Here is a 26,201-nt window from a genome sequence, read left to right as displayed (position 1 = left end):
GCGACCCGGCCGGTGGTGCTGCCCGCTGTCATCGGCCGTCCCCCGCCCGCAGTTCCGTGACCGCGCCGCGGCGGCCCGTCCACCACGCCTGGGTGACGGCCACGCCCAGGGCGAGAACCACCACGCACAGGGCGGGCAGCAGCAGGGACGCCGGGTCGGCGGCGAGCGGGGCGGCCGACGCGGCGAACGGCGGGGGCAGGGCGACGGGGGCCAGATCGATGCCCGGTGCGAGCAGACGTATCGCCGCCCAGCCGGTGAGGGCGCCGCCGCCCGCCGCGAGCACGGCCTGCGGGAGTGCCTCCAGGACGAGCAGACGGCGGCCCTGCGCCCGGGTCAGGCCCATCGTGCGCAACCGCGCCAGCAGGGCGGCTCGTTCGGGCGCGGCGCGCACCAGGGCGAGCAGGAGCGCCAGCGCCGCGTAGGCGGCCCCGGCCGCGACCGCCGCCGTGTACACCCGCTCGGCTCCGCTCTGCAGGGGCGAGTCGACGTATCCCGCGCGCTCCTCCGATCGCACGCGCACCGCGGCTCCGGGCCCCGCCGCCGCCCGCAGCGCGGCGCCGTCGACCCGGTCACCGGTCACCAGCAGCGCGGTGGGCCGTGGATCCCCCGCGAGCCCCGCGGCGTCCACGACGACGAAGTCCCCGCCGTCCATGGCCGGGGTGACGTCCCGCACGGCGACGACCCGGACGACGACCTGCCGGCCGTCGATCCGCAGGGTCACGGCGCCCTTGCCGAGCCGCGCGGCCGCGGTGGGGGAGGCGAGGGCCGGAAGCGCCGCCCCCGTACCGTGCGCTCGTGGGGCCCGCAACGCCGCGGCGTCGAAAGGCCCGAGGCCGCCGCGCCGCGCGAGTGCCGCGTAGGCCGGCGGGTCGACACCGACCAGCGTCACCTTCCCGGAACCCGCCACGGACCCGGCCACGGGCTCCGCGCCGTCCGCGATCCGCAGCGGCACGACGCCGCGCACACCCGGGAGTTCACGCACCCGCGACGTGCGGGACGACGGGAGCGGGGCGCCGGACGCGTCCACGCGGGCGTCCGCGCCCGTGGCGTGCAGGGCGGCAGCGTCCCGGGCCGCGGCGACGGCCGCGACGGTGGAGCCGCCGAAGGCCGCGGTGGTGAGGGCGGTCAGCAGGGCGAGCAGCGGCAGGACGGCCGATGACCCGGCGCGGCCCGCGCGGGCCAGCGACAGCGGGCCGACCGCGCCGCGCAGCCGTCCCGTGGGTCCGGCCAGCATCCTCAAGGGGAGGGGATACAGCCGCACCAGGACGAGTGCCGCGATCACACCGACGAGCGCCGGCGCCAGCGCCACGAGCGCGTCACCGCCGTCCGCGCCGCGCCGGCGCAGGGCGACGACCGAGCCCACGGCCAGGACCAGGATGGTGAGTTCGGCGACGGTGCGCCGCCGCGAGGGGCGGGCGGTGACCAGGTCGGCGCGGCCGCTGTGCACGCCCACGGCGCGATGCGCGGCGAGGGCCCGAAGCGGCAACGTCACGCAGCCGAGCGCCGTGACACCGGCGGCGGCCGCGACGGCGTACCGCGTCCGCCCGTGCGGCACGGCGAGCAGCGCGCCCACGAGGCCGAGCGCGCCCGACGGCACCGCCACGACCGCCGTCTCGGCGAAGAGACGGCCGGTGAGGCCGCGCAGGGATGCGCCGCGTGCGCGGAGCACGGACAGTTCGGAACGGCGCCGCTCGGCGGCCAGGCTTCCCGCCATCAGCAGCACGACGCCGGCCACCGTGCCCGTGCCGAAGGCGGCGACGGCGACCAGTGGGCTCACACCGTCGCGCAGCTTCGCGTATGCGGTGAGCACCGTGTCCAGGTCGGTGCGGCCGCTGGTGTTGTCGTCGGTGACCCGGCGCACGTCCAGCAGGGCCGGGCCGTCGACGGTGGCGGTGACGGCGGTGGCCAGCCGGGGCACGTCGTGTGCGGTGAGCGCGCCGATGTCGGGGGCGAGCTGCCAGTACCGCTCGGGGTCCCCGGTCGTGCCGAGCAGCACCGGGGCGGCGTCCGGCGGGAGCAGCAGCGCGCCGAGCCAGTACCGGGGCGAGTCGGGGTCGCTCGGTGTGAGGCGTACGAGGGTGGGGGTGTGCAGCAGCGGGGCCACGGACCAGTACGGGCCCGAGGCGCTCCGCGGCTCTACGACGCCCGTGACGCGGACGGCGAGCCGGTCGCGCAGCACACCCGGCACATGGATCACCGAACCGGCGTCGATGTGCAGCGTCCTGGCGGTTTCGGTGCTGACCGCGGCCTCCACCTCGCGCGTTCCGGCGGTGACCGGGCTGTGGACGGCCGGGAGCCGGCCGCTGCGCAGACGGGCGTGTGCGGCGAGGTCGTTCTGGGCGATGAGCGAGAACCGGGCGGCCAGTCCGCTCGGCCGCGCCAGCCATCGCTCCGGCGCCTCGAGGGGTGTGCCGGTGCGCACCCCGTACGCCGACTGCCCGCGGTCCGCGGCGAGCGGCGGCCGGAGCGCGCCGAGCACCCCTCTGTACGCCGAACGCAGTGCCGCGCCGCGCAGGGCCTGCTCGCGCCGGGCCTGTGCCTCTTCGAACCCCGGCTGCGGGGCCGCGAACTGCAGCGCCGCGCGCGCCGGAGAGGCGGCCGACACCGCGTGCCGCAGTCCGGTGTCCTCGTACCGCTCCACCGCCCGCGGGAACACCGCGGCGAGCCACGCGGTCACCGCCACGAGGACGGCGAGCGCCCAGGCGGCGCCGGGTGCGGCCCGCAGCCGGGTGCGCGTCCAGGGCGCGACGGCCGGTGCCCCCCGGCCGGCCGGCCGGGGGGCGGTCCCGGTCGGGGCACCCGGAGCGGTGCTCGGGGCGGTCCCGGCCCGGGCGTCCGGACCGAAGTGCGGGCGTGAGGTCACGAGGCCCCCTCCCGGAGCGAAGCCGCCGGGCGTGTGCGGTACAGGGACAGGGCCGCTGTGATCAGCAGGGGTGCTGCAGCCACCCCCGCCAGGAGCAGCGCGACCCGGGCCGGCGGGAGTTCGACGAGCACCTCGGGGACCGGCTGCGTGGCCTCGGCGGTGAGGACCACCAGCGGCACCACGGCGCGGGTCAGAAGCGTGCCCAGGGCGACGCCGACGGAGAGGCCGACGGTGACCAGGATGCTCTGCTCGACGGCGACCAGCCGGGCCAGACGCCGGCGCGGGGTGCCGAGGGCGCGCAGGATCGCGAACTCCGCGGACCGTTCGCGCAGCGAGCCCGCGGTGCTCACCGCGAACCCGACGGCGGCGAGCGCGGCGGCCGCCACGGCGGCCGCGGCGAGTGCCGACTCGGGCCCCGCGCCCAGCGGATCGTCGCGCAGCGCGTCCGCGACCTCGCTGCGCACCAGCACCTGCGAGGGGTCGATATCTGGGCGGGCGCGCAGCCCGGCCGCCACCTTCTGCGCACGCCCCGGCTCCGGAGTGAGCCACCACTCGGTCGGCGTGACACCGTCCGCGGTGCGCACCGCCAACAGCCGGTTCGCGGCCGGCAGATCCATCAGGAGCGCCCCACCGTCGGCGTCGCCGTCCGTGTCCGCGCGGTCCGCCCCGCTCCCGGAGTCCGCCGCATCCGACGGTCCGCCGGACCCGGCCGTACCCGCCCTCTCGTCCGCCCCGCCGGTGGTCGGCAGGGCCCGTACGGATCCGACGATCCGGGCCCGCACCGTGCTCCCGCCGAGCGGCACGTCCACCCGCTGTCCGATCCGTGCGCCCGCCGTCCGCAGGAAACGGTCCGTGGCCACCGCCCGGACCTCGGACGGGGCGGTCCGGGCCGCCGCCAGCCGCACCGTCAGGGTGGGCACCGCGCCGTGCCTGGCCGCCTCGAGGGGCACGAAGCCCGTGCCGTACGCGACGGACACCGCGGCACCGCGGTCGTGTGCCAGGCGCGGTGGCGCCGGACGCGCGGCATCGGACGGGCCGAACGCGGTCCCGGTGGTCCGCGCGGACACCCGCCAGCCGGAGGCCGGCCGTAAGCTGCGCTGCGCCCCGTCCGCGCCGGTCGCCCGCAGTCCCTCGATGGTGAACCGGTGCCGCTCGGCGCGGTCGACGGGCTGTGTCAGGTCCAGGTCGAGGCCGGTCAGCGCGAGCGGCCCCGCGGGCTTCCCGGCCGGGGCTGCCGCGGCGCGGGCGAGATCGAGGGTGAACCGGTGCACGCGTCCGTCGGCGCGCAGGGCGTTCAGAGGGAGCCGGTAGGGGGTGCCGTACCGGTCCTCGACGAGCACGGAGACATCGGCGCTCACCTTCGAGGCACCGCCCGCCGGGCGGATGCGCAAAGCGAGGGTGAGGCGGGTGGTTCCCGCGGGCAGACGGGTCACCGTGCCGGTGTCGTCGGTCCCCGGCCGGATCCGCCCGAGTACCTTCCGTGCGCCTCCCGCGCCCAGGTCCGGGCGCAGCAAGAGCCCGGCATGGGCGCTGTCCAGGGCCAGCACCGTGGCTTCGTGGTCGCCCGACAGCGGCATGGAGGCCCGTACGGCCGGCGCCGCGTCCCGCACACCGGGCAGCGCACCGTAGACGCCGGCTTGCCCCAACGGGCCGGTGCTGCTGCCGAGCACACGTATCCCGGTGCCCGCCGCGAAGTCCGCCTGGTCGTCCTGCGAGCGGTCCCACGACGCGCTCTGACCGATGGCCAGCATGCCTGTCGCCACCGCGAGGACGAGCAGCAGCACCGGACCGGCGCCCCGCAGCGGGCGGCGGCTGAACTGCCAGCCCGCGAGGGCCGCCGCGAGTCCCCGGCCCCCGGCGGCCCGCCGCTCGGCGAGCCGGGCGACGAGCGGCAGCAGCCGCAGCGTCAGCACCGTCCCGGCGAGCAGCGCCAGGGCGGGGGCCGTCACCAGCAGCGGATCGATGCCGAGTGCCCCGGACCGGTCCCCGCTGACCGCGCCCGCCCCGGAGGTCTGCCGGTCCAACTGCGCGTACGCGATCACCGCGATCACGAGCAGCCCGATGTCGGCGCCCGCCCGCACGGGCCCGGGCAGCGGCGCCGCGCGCCCTGCGGAGCCCGGGCCCGGCCTGCCCAGGCGCGCAGCGAGCCGCCCGCGCATCCGGCCGGCCGTCCGGCCGGAGCCCAGTGCCGGGATCGTCACCGCCAGGGCACAGCCCAGGGCCACGCCCACCGCCACCAGCCACACGCCGGGTCCGCCCACGTCGCCGAGCCGCAGACCGATGCGTGCCAGTGCGCCCTGCCCCGCCAGCAGGCGTGTCGACGGGCCCGCGAGCAGGGGCGCGCAAAGCATGGCGGGCAGCGCCAGCAGGAGCGCCTCCAGCGCCGCAACGGCCGCGATCCGCCCGCCCGAGCCGCCGCGCGCCCGCAACAGCCGTGTCTCACCGGCGCGTTCGGCGCTGAGCAGCCGGGCGACCAGGAGGAGTGCGTAACCGGCGAGCAGCACGAGCTGGAGCGCGACGATCAGCAGGGTCGAGCGGGCAACCAGCAAGGAGCGCTCGGCGCGGTCCAGGACCGCGGGCAGGGAGGTGGACACCGCCGTGGAGCCGGCGAGCGCCGGATCGCGCAGCAGCGGCTTCGGACCCTGCCGGGCGGCGCTGCGCAGCGCGTCGATACGTCCCGTCGTCATGGTGGAGAAGTCCGCCGTCGCCAGCCACGCGGTCGTTCCGGCGCTGACGCGTCCGTCGTGAGCGAGCACCGACGTGTCGGTCAGCAGTGGCCCGTACGTCGTGAAGGCCACCTTCCGGACCCCGCGCCCGCCGAGATCGTCCAGCTGCCAGTACGGCGACGCGGGCCGGGCGGGGCGGTAGAGGCCGGTGATGCGGATGGGCACGCGCGGGCCGCCCAGGCGGTCGACGAGCGTGAGCCGGGCACCGGGCCGCAGTGCCAGCGGCCGTGCCGCGGCCTCGGGAAGCGCCACCTCGGTCACGGAGCCCCGCGCGCCGGGTGCCCGGCCCGCGGTGACCTCGACCTGCCGGCGGTCGAGCGCCGCGAACCGGGTGAGATCCGGCTCCCCGCCACGGGCGGCGGGCGGCTGGAGGGAGCGGGGGAGTGCGTACGGCCCGGAGCGGGTCAGGCTCCGCACGGTGAACGGCAGCCCGTCGAAGGTACGGCGCGCCCCCGCCCGCACGGCCGCGTCGGCGGCGCCACGGCGCTCCGGTGGCACATCGGCCCGGACGACGAGCGTGGTCGCGGCGGTGTCCCGGGTGCGCAGCGAGTGCCGCAGCGCGGCGTCGCCGATCGCGCCCGAGAACGCGGTGAGAGTCACCAGGACCGATGTGGTCAGCAGCACCGTGAGCAGCGCGGCGGCCAGCAGCAGGCGGTGCGCCCGCGCGCGCAACAGTACGAACCCCGTCACCCCGGCCCCCGTGCAACTCCGTACGAACAGTACGTCCCCGGGGACGATGTTTTCAGAGTGAACGCAGTTGCGGAAGGCCTGTGGACAACGCCCCGGCGGACCTGCCCGAGGGGTCGGGCAAAGGGGCTTCCCGGGAGACCGGTGGAGCTTCCCGGGTGATCAGCTCGCGGCGTTCACCATCGATGCGGCGGCATAGGTGAGGTAGTTCCACAGCGTCCGCTCGTGCTCCTCGGAGAGACCGAGCTCGTCGACCGCCACCCGCATGTGCTTCAGCCAGGCGTCGTGCGCGGCCCGGTCCACGGTGAACGGCGCGTGCCGCATCCGCAGCCGCGGGTGGCCGCGCTGCTCGCTGTAGCTGGTGGGCCCGCCCCAGTACTGCATCAGGAACAGTGCCAGACGCTCCTCGGCGGGGCCGAGGTCCTCCTCCGGATACATGGGCCGCAGCAGCGGGTCCTCCGCGACGCCCTGGTAGAAGCGGTGCACCAGGCGCCGGAAGGTCTCCTCACCGCCGACCTGCTCGAAGAAGGTCTCCTCCTGAAGCGTGCCGCGCCGGATCTCGCTCACGTCGTTTGGCCTCACAAAAGTCGCTCGGTTAAGCCCTCGGTCCGCTCGGCCGGGGGCCCCGGGGGGCGTCCCCCGAATGGCAGCACGCTCTCCATGCTCTCAGACGCGCCGACGGAGGGCCCCGGACTTGGGTCCCCGGGGGCGACTCGGCGGGCACGGTGCTCGCCCCGGACCCCGGCGGGCAGGACAGTGGGGGCATGGTTTCCCACCACACCCGCGCCGACGGTGCCGCCGCGGCTCGGGCACGTGCCCGGCTCGTGCGGGAGATGGCGGCGAGCGGGGTCTGGGACGCCGAGCCGGCCTGGCGGCGGGCGTTCGAGGAGGTCCCCCGGCATCTGTTCGTGCCGTACTTCTACGTCGCCGTGCGGGGCGGCGGATTCGAGCGCCGCTGGGGCGACGACCCCGACCCGGGCCGCAGGGCCCGCTGGCTGCGCGAGGCCTATCTGGACGCGCCGCTCGCCACCCGCGTCCGTGACGGCGAACTCGTCTCCTCCTCCAGCCAGCCGTCGCTGATGGCCAGGATGCTGGTGGAACTGGAGATGCGGGAGGGACAGTCGGTACTGGAGATCGGTGCGGGCACCGGCTACAACGCGGCGCTCCTCGCGCACCGGGTGGGCGACGAGCGGGTCACCACGATCGACCTCGATCCGGAGATCACCGAGTCGGCGCGCAGCCACCTCGCCGCTGCGGGCCGCCGGCCTGTCGTGATCACCGGCGACGGAGCCCGCGGCTGCCCGGTGCGCGCCCCCTACGACCGCATCGTCGCCACCTGCGCACTCGACGCGATCCCGCCCGCATGGGTCGCCCAGTGCACGCCCGGAGCCCGCATCCTCGCGCCGATGGCGACGGGACTGGTCGTCCTCACGGTCCACGGGCCGGGACGGGCCGAGGGCAGGTTCCTGCGCACACCCGCGTACTTCGTACCGCTGCGCGGCACCCCCCGGCGCACCGCCGAGCGGCCCCGGCCGGGCGGACTGCCGGAGTGGGCACTGCGCGACGAGCAGTTCCGCTTCCTGCTGGCGCTGACCGCGGGCGCCCTCGACCCGCACGACGCGCTGGCCCTGTGGCAGGGCGAGGGACGGCCGGCCCGCGACCGTTTCGGGGTGAGCGTGCACGGCGAACGGGAGTGGGCCTGGCTGGACGACCCCGAAGGGCCGTGTGCCTGGTCACTCCCGCTCTGAGCGTGCGGTGCTCCCGCTCGGGGCGCGGCACGCGCCTCTCCCGCCCGGGGCAGGCGGTGGTGCGCTCCGAGCGGGAGACCGTCCCGCGCAGGGTGTTCCGCGGACGCGGCTATCCGCGGCGGATCGTGATCGTCGTCCAGGCGCCCACGTGCACCCGGTCCCCGTCCTGGAGCGGGACCGGGACGAACGGCTGGATCGGCTCGTCCGAGCCGTTGACCGTCGTGCCGTTGGTGGAGTTCTGGTCGACGACCGACCAGGAGCCGTCCGGCTGCTGCACCAGCACCGCGTGCTGGTGCGAGACGCCCGGGTCCTCCGGCGGCACCGACAGGTCGATGTCGGGGGTGTCACCGGTGGAGTGCCGGCGGCGGCCGATGGTGATCTGGTCGCCGACGAGCTCACGCTGCTGTTCCGGCGAGTACGCGGGCAGGTTCAGGCCCGAGGCCTCGGGGCCCGAGCGGTGCATCATCGCCATGAAGTACTCGCGGTCGGGACCGATCGTCGCCATCCACGTCAGGGGCGCCGACGGGAACCCGGGCCCGGGCGGGGCCTGGGTCGGCGCGGGGCCGGACGTGCCGTTCGCGGCGTGCGACGGCGGGGAGATCACCCAGTCGTCACCGCCGCCGAAGGAGGGGCCGGCCGGGGGACCCTGCGGCGCACCGCCCTCCTGCGGGAACGCGGGGTTGCCCTGCGGGAAAGCGGGGCTCTCCTGCGGGAATCCGGGGCTCTCCTGCGGGAACGCGGGGTTGCCCTGCGGGAATCCGGGGTTCCCCTGGGGGAATCCGGGGCTCTCCTGCGGGAATGCGGGCGGGGGCGGCGGGCCGCCGGGCGACTGCCGGAAGGCCTGCGGCGCGCCCCCCGGACCGCCGGGACCTCCCGGACCACCGGCGCCACCGGGACCTCCCGGACCGCCCAGGCCCGGAGGCGGCGGCGGTACGGCACCCGACGGGCCGTCGCCGTAGGGCGGGCTCGGCGGGATCGGCTCGGCGGGCCGGTTCACCTGGGACGGCCGCGAACCGTGGTAGTCGAACGGGTCGTGCCCGGGGCCGCCGGGAGGCGGCGGCTGCGTGAAGCGCGCCGCGGGGTTCGTCATCCCGGGACCGGGACCGGGACCCTGACCGGGACCCTGACCGGGGCCGGGACCCTGACCGGGCATGGGCGAACGCGGCGCTGCCGGGGTGTACGAGGTGGCCGTGTTGGTCAGGAAGTTCCAGCGGCACTCCTCGCAGAAGGGCGCACCGCCCTCACGCGGCGTACGGCACTGCGGGCACAGCTCCGGCTGGGGGCCGCCCTGCAGGGGCACCTGGCCGGGACCGGCCTGGCCGGGAACCGGGGGCGGGCCCGGCTGCGGGTAGCCGTAGCCGGCGGCCGGCGGGGGCGGCGGCGGGGGCGGAGGTACGGCACCGGCCATGCGGTGACCGCAGACCTCGCACCAGTCGTCGGAACCCGACTGGTGTCCGTTCGGGCAGGTCGGCATGTCGGTGCTTCCCCCTTCCTTCACCGGCCCGAAGGGCCGTTGCTCACTGCTCACTTCTTGACGCGGACCGTCTTGGTCGACCGGGTTTCGAGAGTCATCTCGTCGGCGTCCGCGACCTTCGCCTTCAGTCGCACAGTACCGGTCGCTGCATCGACGACGTCCACCACCTTCGCAAGGAGTTTCGCAGTATCCGCATTTCCGGACACACTGGCGAGCTGAACCGCCCGGCCCAGTTTGGCCGTTGCACCGTCGAAATCGCCCGCTTTGCGTGCGTCGAGACCCTGCTGGATGACCTGGGCCAGCTCGGCCTGGCCCGTGTAGTGCGCGACCTGTGGGTTGATCGAGGTCGAGGCCGCCATGTCGTCCGTCCACACGGCCCGTACGAGCCCCTGCCCGCCCAGGGACTGCGCGTCGCCGTCGGGTCCGGGGGCCACCAGGGACACCCGGGCGGCGAGCATCTCCTCACCGACGCGGGCGGCCGGCACCCGCACGCAGACGTGGTAGTCGCGGGACTCGTCGCCCCAGGAGCCGGTCGGATAGTCCGCGGAGCGGGGGCCGGTCACGGTGCGCCGGTCGGTCAACTCCTCGACCGTGGGAGCCACCTGCTTCACGAAGACGAGCTCCGCGCCCGTCGGCGTCCACAGCCGCAGGCTCACGTCCCCCACCTCCTTGCCCATCGCCGTCTCCATCATCCGCGTGAAGTCGGCGGCGAGCCCGGCCGGATCGGCGACGATGTCGGCGGTGCCGAGCAGAGCCGAGGCGATGCCGGTGACCTCCTTCACCTCCCAGTCGGTGCCGACGCCGCGCGCGTCACAGGTGAAGCGGCCCGCACAGGCGTCGAGGGCGGCCCGCAGGTCCTCCGGAGACTCGTGTTCGTTGCGGCCGTCGGTGAGCAGGATGCCGTGCCGTATGGAGACGTCCGCGGAGGACAGCAGCCGGTCCGCGAGCCGCAGCCAGGTGCCGATCGCGGTGCCGCCGCCCGCGGAGAGCCGACGCAGCGCCTCCTTCGCCTGGGCGCGGGTGCGGTCGTCCGCGACGGCGAGGCCGCCGCCTCCCGGATAGACCTCCTTGGCCACATGGGTGCCGCCGATCACCGCGAAGTGCACGCCGTCGCGCAGGGTGTCGATCGCGGCGGCCGTCGCATCCCGCGCATTGCGCATCTTGGTCGGCGGGTAGTCCATCGAGCCCGAACAGTCGACCATGATCGCGACGGCCGCGTCCGGGGCCCCGCCTGCCGCGTACAGGTGCGGCGCGGCGACGGCGCCGCCGATCGTGCCGCCGCCCGTCGCGGTCACCGTGACGATCGCGTTGACCTCGCGGCCGCCCTCCGGCAGGTACTCGTTCTGGTACACGTCCACGGAGAACTGTGGGACGTTCGACTTGGAAAAATTGGCCATGGATCCTGCTCCCCCTCGAGCTGCAGCGTCCGGCCGGCGTCGCGGTCCATCCGCGGCGCCCCGGCCCGCCTGGGGCCGATCATGCCCCCTGCGGCGGGACCGGGAACGGCAGGACCGCCACTGTTACGTTGTCGTGGCCGCCGCCGTCCAGAGCATGGCCGACCAGCACCCGGGCGCTGTGCAGCGGACGCTCCGCCGCGTCGCCCGGGAGCACGTCGGCCATCTCCTCGGCGGACTCCGCGTAGTTCCACAGGCCGTCCGTGCACACCACCACCACACCCGGCCGGTCGGGCTTGAAGGAAGCGGTGTGCGGCTCCAGTTCGTACGCGTCGGCGCCGAGCCAGCCCGTGATGGCATGCGCGCGGTCGTCGGCGTACGCCTCGGCCTCGCTCATCAGACCCGCGGCGACCATCTGCGCGGCCCACGAGTCGTCCTCGGTGAGCCGGGCGGCGGGCGCGGTGCGGTCGTCGGGCACCCAGTAGGCGCGGCTGTCGCCGACCCAGCCCACGACGAGCAGGTCCCTGGCGACGATCGCGCCGACCAGGGTGCAGGCGGGCGCGTTCTGGTGGGGGGCGTGCTCGCGCGGTGAACCGGGGTCGTCGGCCAGCGAGTTGACCTCCTCGGCGGCGGCGAGGATCGCCTCGTGCATGGCCTGCTGCGGATGGTTGCCGCGCGGCAGCGACTCCAGCAGCGAATCGCCGGCCGTGCGGGACGCGGCGAGCGAGGCGTCGTCCGGGCGGGTGGCCGAGGAGACGCCGTCGCAGACGATCGCCACGAAGGCGGTGGAGCCGTCCGGCAGGGCGGTCCGGGTCACCGCGTACGCGTCCTCGTTGCGGTGGTGGCGCAGACCGCGGTCGCTGATCGCGGCGATCGCGCCCAGCTCCTGCTCCATGTGGTCGCGCTCGCGCGGCTGGGCCTTGCCGCAGTGCTCGCAGTAGTCGTCGTCGTCCACCCGGCCGGTGGTGCAGAAGACGCACACCTTGCCCGGTGGGGAGGGCACGGGCCCTGCAGGGGCCGGCACGGAGCCGTGCGCGGGCGCCCCGGGGCCCGCAGGGGCGGGCGGGGGCGTACGCGGGTCGGCGGGCGCGGGCACCCGGGCGGCCGGAGCGGCCAGGGGGTACCCGTCGGGCTCCGCGGGAGCCACACCGTTCAGAGCAATGGTGGGGTGGTCCTGCGGCGGCTCCGGCACGACCGACAGGTCGTACCCGCAGGCGCCGCAGAACAGGTCACCCGACTCCAGAGGCTCCTCGCAACTGGGGCAGGCGGCCAGCTGGTGCATCTGGGACATCAATCACACCCACGTCCGGGGGCGGAAACGGTTTGCCCGCTCCACCAGTTCGATCCTCTCATCGCCGCCCCGGGCCAGCCGGGCCAGCGTCCGGTACGACCGCTCCAGGCCGAAGCGCAGTCCGCGTTCGTCCAGGTCGCTGCCGAGCAGCGCGGTCCGTCCGCCACCGGGTGGGGCGGCGGCGCCCTGCCCGCCGGCGAGTATCCAGTCCAGGGCGGTGCCGAGCACCTCGGTCGACAGGCGCTCGCGCCGCACCGCGTCCAGGCCGTAGCCCTCCAGGGCCTCGACCTGGCCGGCGGCAGCCGTCAGATCGTCGAGGAGTGTCATGTCCGGGGCGGGCGCGGGCGGTGTGCCGGCCTGCCCCGTACGCTGCCGGAGCCTGGCCCGCACCGCGGCCACCCGGGCCGCCGTGTAGTGGATCGACGACTCCGGCACCGACTCCAGCGTATGCACCGCGGAGCGCCGGTCGCCCGCCGCGAGCTGGACCCGGGCGAGGCCGAACGCGGCGCTCACGTAGCTCGGGTCCGTGGCCCAGACGAGGCGGTAGTACTCGGCGGCGTTGTCGAGCTGGCCGAGCACCTCCGCGCAGACGCCCAGGGCGATCTTGGGCGCGGGCTCGCCGGGGAACGCGTCGTAGATCGCGTCGAAGGACAGCGCCGCGTTCTCGTGGTCACCGGTCGCCAGGGCACCCACGCCCCGGTACCAGACGACCCGCCAGTCGTCGGGGTGGTCCGCCTCCAGCGCCTCCAGCGCGCGGGCGGCCGAGCCGAGTTCGCCCATCTCCAGACGCGCCCTGAGCTCGCGCAGCCGCAGCTCCGGCGACGACGCCGGGGCCGAGTGGAGCGCCGCGATCAGCTCGGCCGGCGCGGAGGCGGCCAGGCCCGCGAGGAAGCCGGCGTTCGGGTCCGTCGCGTCGACCCGGGGCACCGGGAGCGCGAGGGCCGCGGCCGCCGTGTCCAGAGGGCGTGTGATCCCGGGCTCGCTTCCGGCGCCGGGCAGGCCGTGGGCCGCGCCGCCCGGGGCGACGGCCGGCGCTGCGGGCCCCGCGGGAACGGCGGCGGAAGCCCCGGGAAGGGCCGGGGCCGCCTGGGCTCCGGGAACGGCCCGGGTCGCGGGGGCGGCGGACCGGAAGAAGGAGCGGGCGGACGTGGGGACCGGGCGCGCCCCCAGGCGGGAGATCTCCTGGGCCTCCCGGAACAACTCCGTGTCGGTCACCTTGAGCTCGGCCCCGAACAGCGTCGACAGCGCCGGCCGCGGCCGCCCCGACTGGAGGGCCACCACCTCGCGCAGCACGCCCGTGAGCTGCTCCGCCATCTCCTGCGCGGACGCGAACCGGCGGGCCGGGTCGGGGTCGGTCGCCCGCACCAGGAAGCGGTAGAACGACTCGTACCTGCGGAAGACCTCGATGTGGTCGGGGTCGGGCAGGGAGTCCACGAAGACGGTGGTGTACCCCTGGAAGTCGAAGGTGAGGACGGCCAGCGTCCGCGCCACCGTGTACAGGTCCGACGCGACGGACGGACCGACCTCCGCGACCTCGGGTGCCTGGTACCCCACCGTGCCGTAGATGGCCGACTCGTCGTCGTCCATCCTGCGCACCGCGCCCATGTCGATCAGCTTGAGCTGGTCCTCGGTCTGGATCGCGTTGTCGACCTTGAAGTCGCAGTAGAGCAGATTGCGCGTGTGCAGGTGGCCCAGCGCCTCCAGGGCCTCGATGCCGTAGGCGCACGCCTGTTCCACCGGCAGCGGATCGCGGCGCCCGTCCGGTGTACGACGGCTGTTGGCGATCTCCTTGAGGGACTTGCCGCCGACGTACTCCATGACGATGTAGCCGTCCATGGACCCCGTGCGCTGGTCCAGATGCTCCACGAAGTTGTAGATGCGCACGATGTTGGAGTGCTCGATCTCGGCGAGGAAGCGGCGCTCGGAGATCGCGGCGGCCATCGCGTCCTGGTCACCGGTATCCAGCAGGCCCTTCAGCACCACCCACCGGTCGGACACCGCGCGGTCCACGGCGAGGTAGATCCAGCCGAGGCCGCCGTGCGCCAGACAGCCCACCACCTCGTACTGCCCGTGGACGATGTCGCCCTCGCGCAGCTTCGGAACGAACGAGTAGGGGTGGCCGCACTTGGTGCAGAACCCCTCCGTGCGTCCGGGCCGGTCGCCGCGTGCGCGGCCCACCGGGGCGCCGCAGTCGGGCTGTGAGCAGAACCTTTTGCGCTCGGGGACCTCGGCGTTCGGCAGGACCATCATGCGCGGGTCCGGACGCGGCACGTCCGGCACCTGCACCAGGCCCGCGCCCAGCCGGTTGCGGCCGGAGGAGCCGGACGCGGAGCCGGAACTGCGCACCGAGACCGAACGTCCGGACGAGCGGCCGGACAGCGACCGCGACAGCCGCCCCGACACCGACCTGCGGGACGACGACGAGCGCGAGGAGGGGCGCGAACCGCTGCGCGCGGAGGCACTGCTGCCCGACCCCTGCGAGCCCCGCGACTCCCTGCCGCCGCCGGTGACTCCGGTGGGCAGCGCGCCCACCGAGCCCGAAGGCGACACGACCGGGGCGAGCCCGCACGTGTCGCAGTACAGCTCGCCGCCGCCCACGTCCTCGTACGACCCCGGGCACCCGGGACGCTGACACTTCTGCCCGCTCATGGCTCCCCCCTCCGGTCCACGGGCCCGCCCTGTCCGGGTACCCGCGGGACCAACACCTCCGCGGCCGCGTGCTGGTAGCGCAGCACCGCCGCCTCCGCCGCGCGCAGATCGCACGGGGCGCTCCACAGCATCCGGCGGGCCGCGTCGTACCGCTCGACGAGCAACGGGTCCTCCGCCATGCCGTGCCGTGCCACCTTCGCCTTGTAGGCGTCGAGGCGGCCGCGCAGCTCCGCGCGGACCGCGAGCGGCGCCGTCACCGCTGTCAACGACTCGCGGGCCCGCAGAAGTTCCTCCTCCGCCTTCTGCTCCAGCAGCTCCAGCAGCGGCGAGAGACGGTTCCACTGGCCGTGGCGCCGGTAGTCGGCGGCCGTCGCCAGCTGCTCGTGGAGCACGGTCGGCGGGCCGCTGACGGCGGGCACCTCGGAGGCGGCGATCTTGGCGAGCACCTCCCCGCGCGCGGAGCGTGCCTCGGCGAGGGTGCGGTCGGCGCGCGAGAGCACGTCGCGCAGCTTCACCAGACGGGCCTCGGCGTCCTGCCGGACGGTGAGCACGGCCTCGATCTCGCGGCGCACCTCCTCCAGGGCGCGCGCCTCGCGGTCGTAGCGCTCGGTGTCCGGGCGGCCCCCGCCGGGCGCCGAACTCCCGGACGCGGGACGCCAGAAGGCGAGCGGGTCGGAGATCACCTCGGCGCGGAGCGCCGTGAGAGTGCGCGTGATGCGCTCCAGGTCGTCGCCCGAGGGGTGCTCGCCGGGGCGCACACCGACGGAGTGCGCGAGCTGGCGGGTGCGCGCCAGCTCCGCGGAGAGCAGGTCGATCCGGGCGGGCAGCGCCGACCACACGGCGTCCGCCGCGACGACCATGTCCAGTGAGTGCGCGTACAGCTCGTTCATCCGGGTGACCAGCTCCTCCAGCGAGAAGCGCTCACTGAGCTTCGCGGGACCGGTGATCGACGCGGTCGTGGCGGCCCCCGCAACGGGGGCGCCGGGCACCGTGACGCTCTCGCCGCGCAGCAGGTCCGTCAGCTCGACCAGGTCCTCGCGGGTCGGCCAGCGCCTGCGGGCCCGCAGCTCCCGCGCCGACCGCAGGGCGGCCGCGTACGCGTCGAAGTAGGACCACAGCAGGGTGATCGACTGCTCGGCCCCGGCCCAGCGGTCCCGGGTCGTGCCGGTCAGCTCGGCGCCTTCGAGGAGCCGGCGGCCCGCGTGGTCCTGCAGGGCGAGGAGCGAGGTCTCGATCGCCTCGTGCTCCGCGCCGAGCCGCGCCAGCGCACGGTCCGCCTCGTCCCGGTCCATCACAGGACCGGGGGGTCCCGCGACGCCCATCGATCACCTCGCTGCTCTCCGTCGTTCCCCGGCGTTCCGGGGCCGACTCTCCAGTCCTATCAGGTCGTTCGCCGTGCTCAGTCCCGGTACTTCGGCGCAGGAGGCCCGGACGAGTCGCCCAGGCCCGGGGCCAGCCACTTGTCGTACGAGGCCTGCCAGCCGCTCCTGCGGTAGTCGACCAGCACCTGGTTGACCCTGCGCACCAGGTCGTCCGCCCCCTTCTTCATCGCCACGCCGTAGTACTCCTCGGTGAACGGCGCGCCCTTCAGCTCGACCGTCGGGTCCTGGGCCGCCTGGCCGGCGGCGAGGGCGCCGTCGGTGACGACGGCGTCGACCTCGCCGAGCTGCAGCCGCACGAGACAGTCGAGTTGGTTGGGCACCGTGGTGGAGATGTCGGCACCGAAGGACTTCTTCTTGAGCTCCGCCTCGGCGGTCGACCCCGCGGCGGAGCACACCCGCTTGCCACTGAGCGTGGCGTTGTAGCCGGTGATGGACGACTTCTTCGGTGCCAGGACCTGCTGACCGGTTTCGAAATAGGCGGTCGAGAAGGCGACTTGCCTGCTGCGGTCGCAGTTGATCGTCATCGTGCGGACGATCATGTCGACGTCGCCGTGCTGGATCGCCGGTATCCGCTGGTTGGTCGGGATGGCCCGGAACTGCACGGTCCCGTCGGGGCCGAGGATCTCCTTGGCGATGCGGCGCGCGAGGTCGATGTCGAAGCCCTCCAGAGCGCCGCCCGGCTTGTTCGGGTCGCGGTAGCCCCAGCGGTAGCTGTTCTGGTCGACGCCGACGACGAGCCGCCCGCGCTTCTTGATCGCGTCCGTGGTCGGACCGTCCGCGCCGGACGGGCGCAGGCTGGCCTCCGGGCTGGTGCAGCTGTCCGCCTTCGCCTGGTGGGCATCGGCGATGCCCGGGCCGCCGACTCCCGTGGACCCGTCGCCGCTCGCGCGCACCCGGGTCAGCGGCAGCAGCACGAACACCGCCGTCAGGACGCAGGCGACCGCCATCGCGGCGACTCCGCCCCAGCCGTGCAGCCGGTTGCCGACACGTCGCGCGCCCGTCATCGCCGCGCCCCCTCTCACCGGTACTCCGAAAGCCTGCGTCCGATGCCCAGCACGGCACCGGCGCCGCCCAGCACGGCCAGCACCGCGGCACCCACCGGAAGGCCTCCCATGGCGCCCCGGCCGTCCTCGGCCGCCGTCTGGAACTCCTGCTGCTCATGCGTCAGCGCCGTGTCCAGCGCCGCGTCGACATGGTCGAACGACTGCCCGGTCGGCTGGTCCTTCGCCGGGCCGACGACCCGGTCCAGCGCGCCCTCGTAGTCGCCCTTGTCGTCCTTCTCGCGCGCGGACCTGTGACGGTCCTTCCAGTCCTTCACGTTCCGGATCGCGTCGGCGACCGGGGTGCGGCCGGCCGGGTCGTCGGCGAGCGACGCCGCCTGGCCGAGCAGTCCGCCGTCGCCCGCCGGACCGCCCAGGGCGGTCATCTGGTCCTGGTAGGCGACGTCGTACTTGTCCTTGGTCAGCGTGCCGACCTGCACGGTCTCGGCGCCGCGGCTGACCAGGGTCAGGTTCTCGTTGCCGCGCGCCTTCAGGGACGCGATACGGGCGTCGTGCAGCACGTTCAGCGAGCGGATCCCGTGGTCGTACGACGTGTCGAGCTCCGACCTGGCGACGCTGTGTCCGACGACCAGCCACAGGAGCACGACCGTGGACGCGGCGGTCGCCATGAGCAGCCCGTGGTTGAACACGCGGTTGGTCCGCAGGTAGCTGCGGCGCTGCGCCCAGGCGAGCACGCCGAGCGCGAGCACACCGAGACCGATCGCGGCCCACGGGTACGGCGTGGCGTCGGCGTAGTCGGAACGCAGGCGTTCGTTCTCGCTCTTGTAGAGCTTCTCCGCCGCGGGCAGCATCTCGGTCTGCATCCTGGTGCTCGCGTACCGCAGATAGGCGCCGCCGAGCGGCAGGCCCTGGCGGTTGTTCGCACGGGCCCGCTCGATGAGGCCCGTGTACTCGGGCAGCAGCCGGTTCAGCTTGGTGATGGCGGCCGCGGAGGGCGAGTCGGGGGTGGTGTTCGCGGCAGCGGTCGCCAGCTTCTCGGAGGCCGTCCGGATGTCGCGCGTGTACCGCGCGCGCACGGCCTGCGGCTCCTGGCCGCCGGCGAGGAAGCCGCTGGAGGCCGCCGTGTCGGCGTCGGCCAGCGAGCGGTAGACGGCGGCGGCGTCGGAGCTCAGCGGCTGGCTGCGGTGCAGCACGTCGTCCGCCGCGGCCGCCCGGTCCGTCATCTGCCAGGCGGTGAGCGCACCGAACGCGACGACCAGCACGGCCAGAACGGCACCGATGATGCGCAGCCGGCCGGGCTCCGTCGTCGCGGTCGCCCGCAGCCGGTCGGCGCTCTCGGCCAGGGCCGTGCGCCGTGGGGGCACGAGCGACGGCCCGGGCGGCACGGGCGGCTGCGCGGGCACGGGCGGACGCGCCTGCGGCGGCACCGCGAGCGTCGTCGGTGCCGGTCCCGGTGGCGCCGCACTGCCGTTCGGCGGGTACGTCACTTGACCTCCCCCATGGTCATCCGTCGGTCACTTCCGCCCGGCGTCCAGGGGGCGCGGGGCGGAGTGCACGGCCGCCAGTATCGCCGCACCCGCCGATATCCGCACAGGCCTTGCCTGGATCTTGTTCCCCTCACGTCATGGCGGAGCCTTCTCGCACCGCCCCCTGCCCATGCACACGGAATTCACGCCCGTTCGGTTCCTGTTCGGGCCGAACCGCTGTCGGCGGTCCCGCGCGCGCCCGTCAGGCCGCCGCGCGTCGCATGCCCGTTGCCCGCCGTCGAGGCCCGGGACCGCGCCGGGCCGGCACGCGCGGGAACAACCCGGCACGGGGCCGTCGGCGGGCGGCGGCAGGCGTCCCGAAGCGCCCGGCGGCGCCCCGCGGCTGCTACGGGCCCTCGTAGTGCGCCCGCACGCGGGCCTGGGCCTCCTGCCCCGCCCCCAGGTGGTCGAGCCCCAGCAGCGCCGCGCCCAGCACCGGGCGCGCCGTCACCACCTGGGGCACCGCCTTCGGGGCCCGCTCGGCGAGCAGGGCACGGACCCCGTCGTCGAGTTGGGGGTGCCGGGCGGCCAGCACACCGCCGCCGAGCACCACAGGTGTCTCCTCTTCGAGGAGATCGAGCCGAGCCAGCGCGACCGTCGCCATGGTGACGACCTCGTCGGCGAGCCGGTCGACCAGGGAGCGGGCCACCGGGTCGCCGTCGGCCGCGGTGGCGAACAGGACCGGGGTCAGCTCGTGCCGTCGCCGGCCGTCGATGCGGCCCAGATGGAAGGCCTCGATCAGCTCGTACATCGTGCCGAGCCCGAAGTGGCCGGGAAGGGAGCGGGCGAGGGCGGTGGGCCCGCCGCGCCCGTCCTCGGCCCGCGCCGCGTGCCACAGCCCCTCCTCGGCGAGGCCCCAGCCGCCGCCCCAGTCGCCGGAGATGCGTCCGATCGCGGGGAAGCGGGCGGTCCTCCCGTCGGGGCGCATGCCGACGCAGTTGATGCCCGCCCCGCACACGACCGCGACGCCGCGCGGCTCGGCGACCCCGGCGCGCAGGATCGCGAAGGTGTCGTTGCGGACCTCGACGCTCGCGCCCCAGCCCCGGCGGTGCAGCGCCGAGGCCAGCCCGGCCTCCTCGACCGGCAGATCGGCGTTGGCGAGGCATGCCGACACATGGGTCACCGTGTCGGTTCCCGCCTCGGAGAGTGCCCGCGCCACCGCGTCCGCGAGGACGTCCACTGCGGCCTCGACGCCGGCCTTCGGCGGCTGGAACCCGCCGCCGCGGGCCGCACCGACGACGGTTCCGTCGGCCGCGACCACCGCGACGTCGGTCTTGCTGTTGCCCGCGTCCACGGCGAGCACCCACGCCTGCGGTCCGGACGGCGTCACGCCCACGCGAGGTGCTCCCGGTTGTGTGCGATCAACTGGTCCGTGAGGGCTTCGGCGTGGGCGTACTGGCCGACCAGGGGATGGGCGAGCAGCGCGCGGAACACCCGGTCGCGGCCGCCGCGCAGCGCCGCCTCCAGGGCCAGTTCCTCGTACGCGGTGACGTTCGCGATCAGCCCCGCGTACAGCGGGTCGAGTGCGGGCACCGGGAGCGGGGCGGCGCCCTGCGGCCCGACGGCCGCCTGCACCTCGACGACCGCGTCGTCCGGGAGGAACGGCAGTGTGCCGTTGTTGAGCGTGTTCACGACTTGGTACGGGCTCCCCCCGGCCGCCCGGCCCGAGGCGCCGACGGCCCCGCCGGGGGCGCCGCCCAGCAGGGCCGCGGCGAGGTCGACGGCCGCCTCGGAGTAGAAGGCGCCGCCCCGCCGGGCGAGCAGCGCCGGCTTCTCGTCGAGCGCCGGATCCCCGTACATCCGCAGGAGTTCCTTCTCCATCGCGGCCACTTCCGCGGCGCGTGAGGGCTTGGTCCTCAGCTCGCGCACCACCTCGTCGTGCGCGTAGTAGTAGCGCAGGTAGTACGAGGGGACGACGCCGAGGCGGTCCAGGAGGGGGCGGGGCAGGTGCAGGTCGTCGGCGATGGCGCCGCCGTGTTCGGCGAGCAGCCGGGGCAGCACGTTCTCGCCCTCGGGCCCGCCCAGGCGCACACCGGTCTCCCAGGTGAGGTGATTGAGGCCCACATGGTCCAGGTGCACCTGGTCCGCCGGAACGCCGAGGAGGTTCGCGAACTTGCGCTGCAGCCCGATCGCGACGTTGCACAGGCCGACGGCCCTGTGGCCCGCGTGCAGCAGCGCGCGGGTGACGATCCCCACCGGGTTGGTGAAGTCGATGATCCACGCCTCCGGGGCGGCGCGGCGCACGCGTTCCGCGATGTCCAGGACCACCGGGACGGTCCGCAGCGCCTTGGCGAGACCGCCCGCCCCGGTGGTCTCCTGGCCGACGCAGCCGCAGCTCAGTGGCCAGGTCTCGTCGTCGTTGCGGGCGGCCTGCCCGCCGACGCGCAGCTGGAGCAGCACCGCGTCGGCGCCGTCGACGCCCGCGTCGAGGTCGTGGGTCGTGACGATCCTGCCGGGGTGCCCCTGCCGGGCGAAGATGCGCCGGGCGAGCCCGCCGACGAGGTCGAGCCGGTCGGCCGCCGGGTCGACGAGCACCAGCTCCCCGATCGGGAGGGTGTCCCGCAACCGGGCGAATCCGTCGATGAGTTCGGGGGTGTAGGTCGACCCTCCGCCGACCACGGTGAGCTTCATCGGATGTCTCAGCCCTTCACTCCGGTGAGCGTGACGCCCTCGACGAACGCCTTCTGGGCGAAGAAGAACACGAGGATCACGGGGGCCATGACCAGCAGGGTCGCGGCCATGGTGAGGTTCCAGTCGGTGTGGTGCGCGCCCTTGAAGGACTCCAGGCCGTAGCTCAGGGTCCAGGCGCCGGGGTTCTCGGAGGCGTAGATCTGCGGCCCGAAGTAGTCGTTCCAGGCGTAGAAGAACTGGAACAGCGCGACCGCCGCGACACCGGGCCTGGCCATCGGCAGCACGACCCGGAGCAGGGTCGTCAGGTCCCCGCAGCCGTCGACCTTCGCCGCGTCCAGGTATTCGTTCGGGATGGTCGTCAGGAACTGCCGCAGCAGGAAGACGGAGAACGCGTCCCCGAACGCCATCGGGACGATCAGCGGCCACAGCGTGCCCGACAGGTCCAGCTGCTTCGCCCAGAACAGATACATCGGGATGACGACCACCTGCGGCGGCAGCATCATCATCGAGATGACCAGCATCAGCGACAGGTTGCGGCCGCGGAAGCGGAACTTGGCGAGCGCGTACGCCACCGGAACCGACGACACCACCGTCAGGACGGTGCCCAGACCCGCGTACAGCAGGGTGTTCCGCCACCAGGTCGCGAAGCCCGGTGTGTCGAGGACCTTGCGGTAGTTGGACCACTGCCAGGTGTGCGGGATCAGGTCGCGGGTCAGGGCCTGCTGGTCGCTCATCAGCGAGGTGAGCAGCACGAAGACGAAGGGGAGCACGAAGAAGAGCGCGGCGGCGACCCCCAGCGCATGGACGGCGATCCACTCCAGGAGCGCCCTGCGGCGGGCCCTGCGGGCGGCCGGAGCCGGCCGGGCGAGGGCCGCGGGACGGTCGAGAACCTGCGTCATGGTCAGTCACCTGCCTGGATCAGTCCGCCGCGGCGCCGCATCAGCAGGGCGGTGAACGCCATGGCGAGGACGAACAGCACGAGCGCGACCACACAGGCGGAGCCGTAGTCGAAGCGCTGGAAGCCGAGGTTGTAGACGAGCTGCGGCAGCGTCAGTGTCGACTTGTCCGGATAGCCGGGTTCGAACGGCTGCCCGGAGCCGCCGATGATCCCGGACGCGACCTTTCCGGCGACGAGCGGCTGCGTGTAGTACTGCATCGTCTGGATCACGCCCGTGACCACGGCGAACATCACGATCGGCGCGATGTTCGGGAGTGTCACGAACCGGAACCGCTGCCATGCCGACGCCCCGTCCAGCTCGGCCGCCTCGTACTGCTCCCTGGGCACGTCGAGCAGCGCGGCCATGAAGACGACCATCAGATCGCCGACGCCCCACAGGGCCAGTGCGGTCAGCGCGGGCTTGGACCAGGCGGCGTCGTTGAACCAGCCCGGCTGCGGCAGCCCGAGGTCGCCGAGGAGCGAGTCGACCGGGCCCGTACCGGGGTTGAGGAGGAAGGCGAAGGCCATGGTCGCGGCCACCGGGGGCGCGAGGTAGGGCAGGTAGAACAGGGTCCGGAAGATGCCCGTGCCCGTCCTGATCCTGGTGATCAGCAGCCCGATCCCGAGGCCGAAGACGACCCGGCAGGTCACCATCACCACGACCAGCCACAGCGTGTTCCGCAGCGCGGGCCAGAACAGCGGATAGTCCTGGAGGACGTACGTCCAGTTCGACAGCCCGCTCCAGGCCGGCGGGCGGAATCCGTCGTACTTCATCAGCGAGAAGTACACGGTCGAGACCAGCGGATATGCGAAGAAGACCGAGAATCCGATCAGCCAGGGGGACATGAAGGCGGCGGTGCGCAGGGCGGCGCGCCGGCGCTTAGCGCGCAGGGTGTGGGCAGGCATGACCGTGGCCTACTTCGTCTGCGCGATGTCCGTGTCGATCTCCCTGGCCGTCTTCTCCAGACCGGCCCGGAGGTTCCTGACCTCGCCCTTCTCGTAGGCGTATCCGAGGTTCTGGATGGAGACGAGGTACTGGCCGCCGTTCGGGGAGGCCGGTGTGGTCGTCGAATGCGGGTTCATGGCGATGTCCAGGAAGGTCTTGAAGCGCGGGTCGTACGTCAGCTTCGGGGACTTCAGGGCGGCCAGCGTGGACGGCACGTTGTGAATGGCGTTGGCGAACCTCACGACCGCGTCCGTGTCCGTGGTCAGGAACTTCACCAGTTCCCACGCGGCGTTCTGCTTCCTGCTGGTGGCCGCGATCCCGGCGATCGTGCCGGTGATGTAGCCCTTGCCGTACTGGTCGGCCCGGTCGTCCGGCACAGGCAGCGGCGCCACGCCGATCTCGAAGGACGGCTTGGCCGCGCGGGCCATGCCGAGGCGCCATTCGCCGTCCATCTGCATCGCGACCTGCCCGGTGTGGAACGGGTGCTTGGCACCCCATTCGTCACCGAAGGTCGCACGGAACTTCTCCAGCCTGGCGAAGCCGCCGAGTTCGTCGACGAGCTTCTTCTGGAAGGTGAAACCTTCGGCGAATGCGGGGTCCTTGGCGATGCCGGACTTCCTGTCGCCGTCGAAGTACGTGGGGGACCACTGGCCCAGGTAGTGCTCGGTCGTCGACTCGTAGCCGTGGTAGTCCGGCATGAAGCCGAGCCGGGAGTACGAATCCCCCGAGCTCTTCGTCAGCTTCTTCGCGTCGGCCGCGAACTCCGACCAGGTCCTCGGTGGCTTCCGGATCCCGGCGGCCTTGAATGCGTCCTTGTTGTAGTACAGCCCGTACGCGTCCCCGAGCAGCGGTGCGGTGCACCGCTTTCCGTCGAACTGCGTGTACTCGTTCATCGGCTTGGGGAAGGTCTTCGCCGGGTCGATGTGCGACTTCTCGAAGAACGGGTTCAGGTCGACGAGGGCGCCGGAGGAACAGAACTTTCCGACGTTGTTCGTGGTGAAGGAGGAGACCACGTCGGGAGCGTCCGAACCACCCGCGCGCAGCGCCTGGTTGATCTTGTCGTCGGTGATGTTGCCGACGACCTTGACGTGGATGTTCCGGTGGACCCTCTCGAAGGCCTTGACGTCGTCGTCGACGGCCTTCACCTCGGAGGGCGCGCTCCAGCCGTGCCAGAAGGTGATCGTCGTCTCCTTCGAGGCGTCGTCGGTGGCACCGGAACCGGACTGGCCCGTGCAGGCGGTGGCGAGGAGGGCGAGCGATGCGGCGGACGCGGCGAGCGCGGCGGCCCGATGCCGGCGGTATCCGGACATGGCGAGGTCTCCCTGGGGCGGGGGCGGGGGCGGGGGCGTGGGCGGGGGGCGGGGTCGTGCGGGACGGATCACGAGGTGCAGGGGGAGGGGCGCGGCGGGGCGCACGCGGTGGTCCGGCGTGCCCGTCCTCAGCGGGAGGTGTCGAAGACCTCGTCCCGGGTGGCTGCGAGTGCGCTCTCCAGGGCACCGCGCAGGACGGGGTGTTCGCGCACCTCGCCGACGACGAGACGCGGCCGGGAGGGGGCCAGCTCCTCCAGCTCGGCCTGCACCAGCGCCCGCAGCGGTTCGCCGCCCGCGGTGAGCAGGGAGCCGCTGAGGACCACGAGTTCGGGGTCGAGGACGGAGACGAGCGAGGCGAGACCGGTGGCCAGGCCGGTCGCGTAGGTCTCCAGGAGTTGCCGGTGCGGGCCCTCGGCCACGGCGGCGGCCCGTTCGACGAGGTCGGCGGCGACGTCGGCGTGCGGGCCCTGCGGGATCGGCCCGATGCCCAGCTCCCGCGCCAGCCGCGGCACGACCTGCGCCCCGGCGAGTTCCTGGTATCCGCCGCTGTTGGCCTTGGTCACCTGGCGGGCCAGCGGGACGCCCGGCACCGGGAGGAAGCCGACCTCGCCGGCGCCGCCGGTCCAGCCGCGGTGCAGCCGGCCGCCGATGACGAGGGCGGCGCCGAGGCCGCCCTCGTTCCACAGCAGCACGAAGTCGTCGTGGTCGCGGGCGGCTCCGAGCCGCTGCTCGGCGACGGCTGCGAGATTCACGTCGTTCTCGTACTCGACGGGCATCGGCAGGACCGCCGCCAGCTCGTCGAGCAGGGTGGGGGAGTGCCAGCCCGGCAGGTGCGAGGCGTAGCGGAGGCGGCCGGTGTTCGGGTCGAAGGCGCCGGGGGTTCCGATCACCACCCGGTGGATGTCGGCCCGGACCAGCCCGGCGTCCTTCACCGCGGCGTCGAGGGCGCCCGTCACCTGGCGCACGACGGGTTCGGCGGCATGCCGGCCGGGGGTGCGCAGTTCGTGCCGGCCGACCGTGCGGCCGGTGACGTCGGCGACGGCGGCGAGGATCCGGTCCGGGGTCACGTCGAGCCCGGCGACGTGCGCCGCGGCCGGGTTCACGGCGTACAGCTGGGCGCTGGGGCCCGGGCGGCCCTCGCTCGTCCCGGTGACCACGACCAGCCCGGCGGCCTCCAGCCGGGCCAGCAGCTGGGACGCGGTCGGCTTGGACAGCCCCGTCAGTTTCCCGATCCGCGTCCTCGACAGCGGCCCGTGCACGAGGAGCAGGTCGAGCGCGGCCCGGTCGTTCATGGCGCGCAGCACACGCGGCGTACCCGGGGTTCCTGCGGAACCGGTCATGGCCCCCACCTCTGGTCCACTGTTAGGAAAGTTTCCTATTGTCGAGTGAACGTAGGGGGGCCGCAGGTCTCCGTCAAGAGCGAGTCCGCGGGGCGATCGAGTTGTTATCCGGCGCGGCCCTGCGGCGTCGGCACCGATGAGGGTTGTCGTCGACTACGGCGCCCGATCTCCCGTATGCACGAGCGGCGGGGGGGGGGGGCACCCCCCCGGGGCGCCCGGGGGCCTCGCGCGGGGGGCCCCCCGCGCCGCGGGGCGCGGGGGGGGGGGGGGCGGGCGCGCGGGGGGGGGGGCGCCGG

The 26,201-nt window shown here is 74.4% G+C and carries 18 protein-coding genes; 2 read left to right on the top strand and 16 right to left on the bottom strand.

All coding sequences use genetic code 11. The features are described from left to right. Window positions 1–28 precede the first annotated feature (28 nt). The 3 genes from ACWCP6_RS02790 to ACWCP6_RS02780 form a co-directional block, all read right to left on the bottom strand. Window positions 29–2,725: an ABC transporter permease gene (locus ACWCP6_RS02790; RefSeq protein ID WP_450930564.1), complete on the bottom strand. Its 2,697-nt coding sequence runs from the start codon at window positions 2,723–2,725 to the stop codon at window positions 29–31. Between the two features lie 134 nt (window positions 2,726–2,859). Continuing rightward, the gene (locus ACWCP6_RS02785) at window positions 2,860–6,279 is read right to left on the bottom strand and encodes an FtsX-like permease family protein (RefSeq protein WP_450930493.1); all 3,420 of its coding nucleotides are present in this window, start codon (window positions 6,277–6,279) and stop codon (window positions 2,860–2,862) included. A gap of 159 nt (window positions 6,280–6,438) precedes the next feature. Then, window positions 6,439–6,843 (bottom strand): globin, encoded by a 405-nt coding sequence (locus ACWCP6_RS02780; RefSeq protein ID WP_450930492.1) that lies wholly within the window; start codon window positions 6,841–6,843, stop codon window positions 6,439–6,441. A gap of 197 nt (window positions 6,844–7,040) precedes the next feature. Between ACWCP6_RS02780 and ACWCP6_RS02775 the strand changes: the two genes are divergently transcribed. Next, window positions 7,041–8,024: a methyltransferase domain-containing protein gene (locus tag ACWCP6_RS02775; RefSeq protein ID WP_450930491.1), complete on the top strand. Its 984-nt coding sequence runs from the start codon at window positions 7,041–7,043 to the stop codon at window positions 8,022–8,024. A gap of 109 nt (window positions 8,025–8,133) precedes the next feature. Here ACWCP6_RS02775 and ACWCP6_RS02770 read toward each other — a convergent pair whose 3' ends face one another. The 4 genes from ACWCP6_RS02770 to ACWCP6_RS02755 all read right to left on the bottom strand — a co-directional run bounded on the left by ACWCP6_RS02770 (window position 8,134) and on the right by ACWCP6_RS02755 (window position 14,454). Beyond that, complete coding sequence (locus ACWCP6_RS02770; protein ID WP_450930490.1) at window positions 8,134–9,498, bottom strand: FHA domain-containing protein; 1,365 nt, start codon at window positions 9,496–9,498, stop codon at window positions 8,134–8,136. A gap of 50 nt (window positions 9,499–9,548) precedes the next feature. Beyond that, window positions 9,549–10,895 (bottom strand): vWA domain-containing protein, encoded by a 1,347-nt coding sequence (locus ACWCP6_RS02765; protein ID WP_450930489.1) that lies wholly within the window; start codon window positions 10,893–10,895, stop codon window positions 9,549–9,551. A 79-nt stretch (window positions 10,896–10,974) separates the two neighbouring features. Continuing rightward, complete coding sequence (locus ACWCP6_RS02760; protein ID WP_450930488.1) at window positions 10,975–12,183, bottom strand: PP2C family serine/threonine-protein phosphatase; 1,209 nt, start codon at window positions 12,181–12,183, stop codon at window positions 10,975–10,977. A 3-nt stretch (window positions 12,184–12,186) separates the two neighbouring features. Next, the gene (locus ACWCP6_RS02755) at window positions 12,187–14,454 is read right to left on the bottom strand and encodes a tetratricopeptide repeat protein (RefSeq protein WP_450930487.1); all 2,268 of its coding nucleotides are present in this window, start codon (window positions 14,452–14,454) and stop codon (window positions 12,187–12,189) included. On the opposite strand from ACWCP6_RS02755, the gene ACWCP6_RS02750 reads away from it, so the two are divergent. Next, window positions 14,432–14,815: a hypothetical protein gene (locus tag ACWCP6_RS02750; RefSeq protein WP_450930486.1), complete on the top strand. Its 384-nt coding sequence runs from the start codon at window positions 14,432–14,434 to the stop codon at window positions 14,813–14,815. The genes ACWCP6_RS02755 and ACWCP6_RS02750 overlap by 23 nt on opposite strands. A gap of 13 nt (window positions 14,816–14,828) precedes the next feature. Here the strand turns inward: ACWCP6_RS02750 and ACWCP6_RS02745 are convergent, their stop codons facing one another. The 9 genes from ACWCP6_RS02745 to ACWCP6_RS02705 all read right to left on the bottom strand — a co-directional run bounded on the left by ACWCP6_RS02745 (window position 14,829) and on the right by ACWCP6_RS02705 (window position 25,905). Continuing rightward, complete coding sequence (locus ACWCP6_RS02745; RefSeq protein WP_450930485.1) at window positions 14,829–16,154, bottom strand: hypothetical protein; 1,326 nt, start codon at window positions 16,152–16,154, stop codon at window positions 14,829–14,831. A 77-nt stretch (window positions 16,155–16,231) separates the two neighbouring features. Next, window positions 16,232–17,218 carry a glutamate ABC transporter substrate-binding protein gene (locus ACWCP6_RS02740; protein ID WP_450930484.1) on the bottom strand — a complete coding sequence of 329 codons (987 nt, stop codon included), beginning with the start codon at window positions 17,216–17,218 and terminating at the stop codon, window positions 16,232–16,234. A 14-nt stretch (window positions 17,219–17,232) separates the two neighbouring features. Beyond that, entirely contained in the window at window positions 17,233–18,702 is a 1,470-nt protein-coding gene (locus ACWCP6_RS02735) for a hypothetical protein (protein ID WP_450930483.1), read from the bottom strand. A gap of 385 nt (window positions 18,703–19,087) precedes the next feature. Next, window positions 19,088–20,077, bottom strand: a complete 990-nt coding sequence (locus tag ACWCP6_RS02730) for an N-acetylglucosamine kinase (protein WP_450930482.1) — start codon at window positions 20,075–20,077, stop codon at window positions 19,088–19,090. Next, window positions 20,068–21,372, bottom strand: coding sequence for a 6-phospho-beta-glucosidase (locus ACWCP6_RS02725; protein WP_450930481.1), 1,305 nt, complete (start codon window positions 21,370–21,372; stop codon window positions 20,068–20,070). Before ACWCP6_RS02725 ends, ACWCP6_RS02730 begins: the two co-directional genes overlap by 10 nt. 8 nt (window positions 21,373–21,380) lie before the next feature. After that, the gene (locus ACWCP6_RS02720; RefSeq protein WP_450930480.1) at window positions 21,381–22,271 is read right to left on the bottom strand and encodes a carbohydrate ABC transporter permease; all 891 of its coding nucleotides are present in this window, start codon (window positions 22,269–22,271) and stop codon (window positions 21,381–21,383) included. A gap of 2 nt (window positions 22,272–22,273) precedes the next feature. Then, window positions 22,274–23,215 (bottom strand): carbohydrate ABC transporter permease, encoded by a 942-nt coding sequence (locus ACWCP6_RS02715; protein WP_450930479.1) that lies wholly within the window; start codon window positions 23,213–23,215, stop codon window positions 22,274–22,276. 9 nt (window positions 23,216–23,224) lie between these two features. Further along, on the bottom strand, window positions 23,225–24,565 hold the full coding sequence (locus tag ACWCP6_RS02710; RefSeq protein ID WP_450930478.1) for an ABC transporter substrate-binding protein: 1,341 nt from the start codon (window positions 24,563–24,565) through the stop codon (window positions 23,225–23,227). 128 nt (window positions 24,566–24,693) lie between these two features. Beyond that, window positions 24,694–25,905 (bottom strand): ROK family protein, encoded by a 1,212-nt coding sequence (locus tag ACWCP6_RS02705; protein ID WP_450930477.1) that lies wholly within the window; start codon window positions 25,903–25,905, stop codon window positions 24,694–24,696. Between the last annotated feature and the right edge of the window lie 296 nt (window positions 25,906–26,201).

Source organism: Streptomyces sp. NPDC002004 (assembly GCF_053593975.1).
The sequence above is the reverse complement of the archived record's forward strand: the minus strand, read 5'-3'. Positions and strand labels throughout refer to the sequence as shown.

What these genes read in the sequence shown, in the direction of transcription:
- ACWCP6_RS02745 (WP_450930485.1), bottom strand. Translation starts at nt 16,154, where the DNA reads ATGGGCGTCGCGGGACCCCCCGGTCCTGTGATGGACCGGGACGAGGCG.
- ACWCP6_RS02765 (WP_450930489.1), bottom strand. Translation starts at nt 10,895, where the DNA reads ATGGCCAATTTTTCCAAGTCGAACGTCCCACAGTTCTCCGTGGACGTG.
- ACWCP6_RS02760 (WP_450930488.1), bottom strand. Translation starts at nt 12,183, where the DNA reads ATGTCCCAGATGCACCAGCTGGCCGCCTGCCCCAGTTGCGAGGAGCCT.
- ACWCP6_RS02775 (WP_450930491.1), top strand. Translation starts at nt 7,041, where the DNA reads ATGGTTTCCCACCACACCCGCGCCGACGGTGCCGCCGCGGCTCGGGCA.
- ACWCP6_RS02750 (WP_450930486.1), top strand. Translation starts at nt 14,432, where the DNA reads ATGCGCGGGTCCGGACGCGGCACGTCCGGCACCTGCACCAGGCCCGCG.
- ACWCP6_RS02705 (WP_450930477.1), bottom strand. Translation starts at nt 25,905, where the DNA reads ATGACCGGTTCCGCAGGAACCCCGGGTACGCCGCGTGTGCTGCGCGCC.
- ACWCP6_RS02725 (WP_450930481.1), bottom strand. Translation starts at nt 21,372, where the DNA reads ATGAAGCTCACCGTGGTCGGCGGAGGGTCGACCTACACCCCCGAACTC.
- ACWCP6_RS02720 (WP_450930480.1), bottom strand. Translation starts at nt 22,271, where the DNA reads ATGACGCAGGTTCTCGACCGTCCCGCGGCCCTCGCCCGGCCGGCTCCG.
- ACWCP6_RS02770 (WP_450930490.1), bottom strand. Translation starts at nt 9,498, where the DNA reads ATGCCGACCTGCCCGAACGGACACCAGTCGGGTTCCGACGACTGGTGC.
- ACWCP6_RS02715 (WP_450930479.1), bottom strand. Translation starts at nt 23,215, where the DNA reads ATGCCTGCCCACACCCTGCGCGCTAAGCGCCGGCGCGCCGCCCTGCGC.
- ACWCP6_RS02710 (WP_450930478.1), bottom strand. Translation starts at nt 24,565, where the DNA reads ATGTCCGGATACCGCCGGCATCGGGCCGCCGCGCTCGCCGCGTCCGCC.
- ACWCP6_RS02740 (WP_450930484.1), bottom strand. Translation starts at nt 17,218, where the DNA reads ATGACGGGCGCGCGACGTGTCGGCAACCGGCTGCACGGCTGGGGCGGA.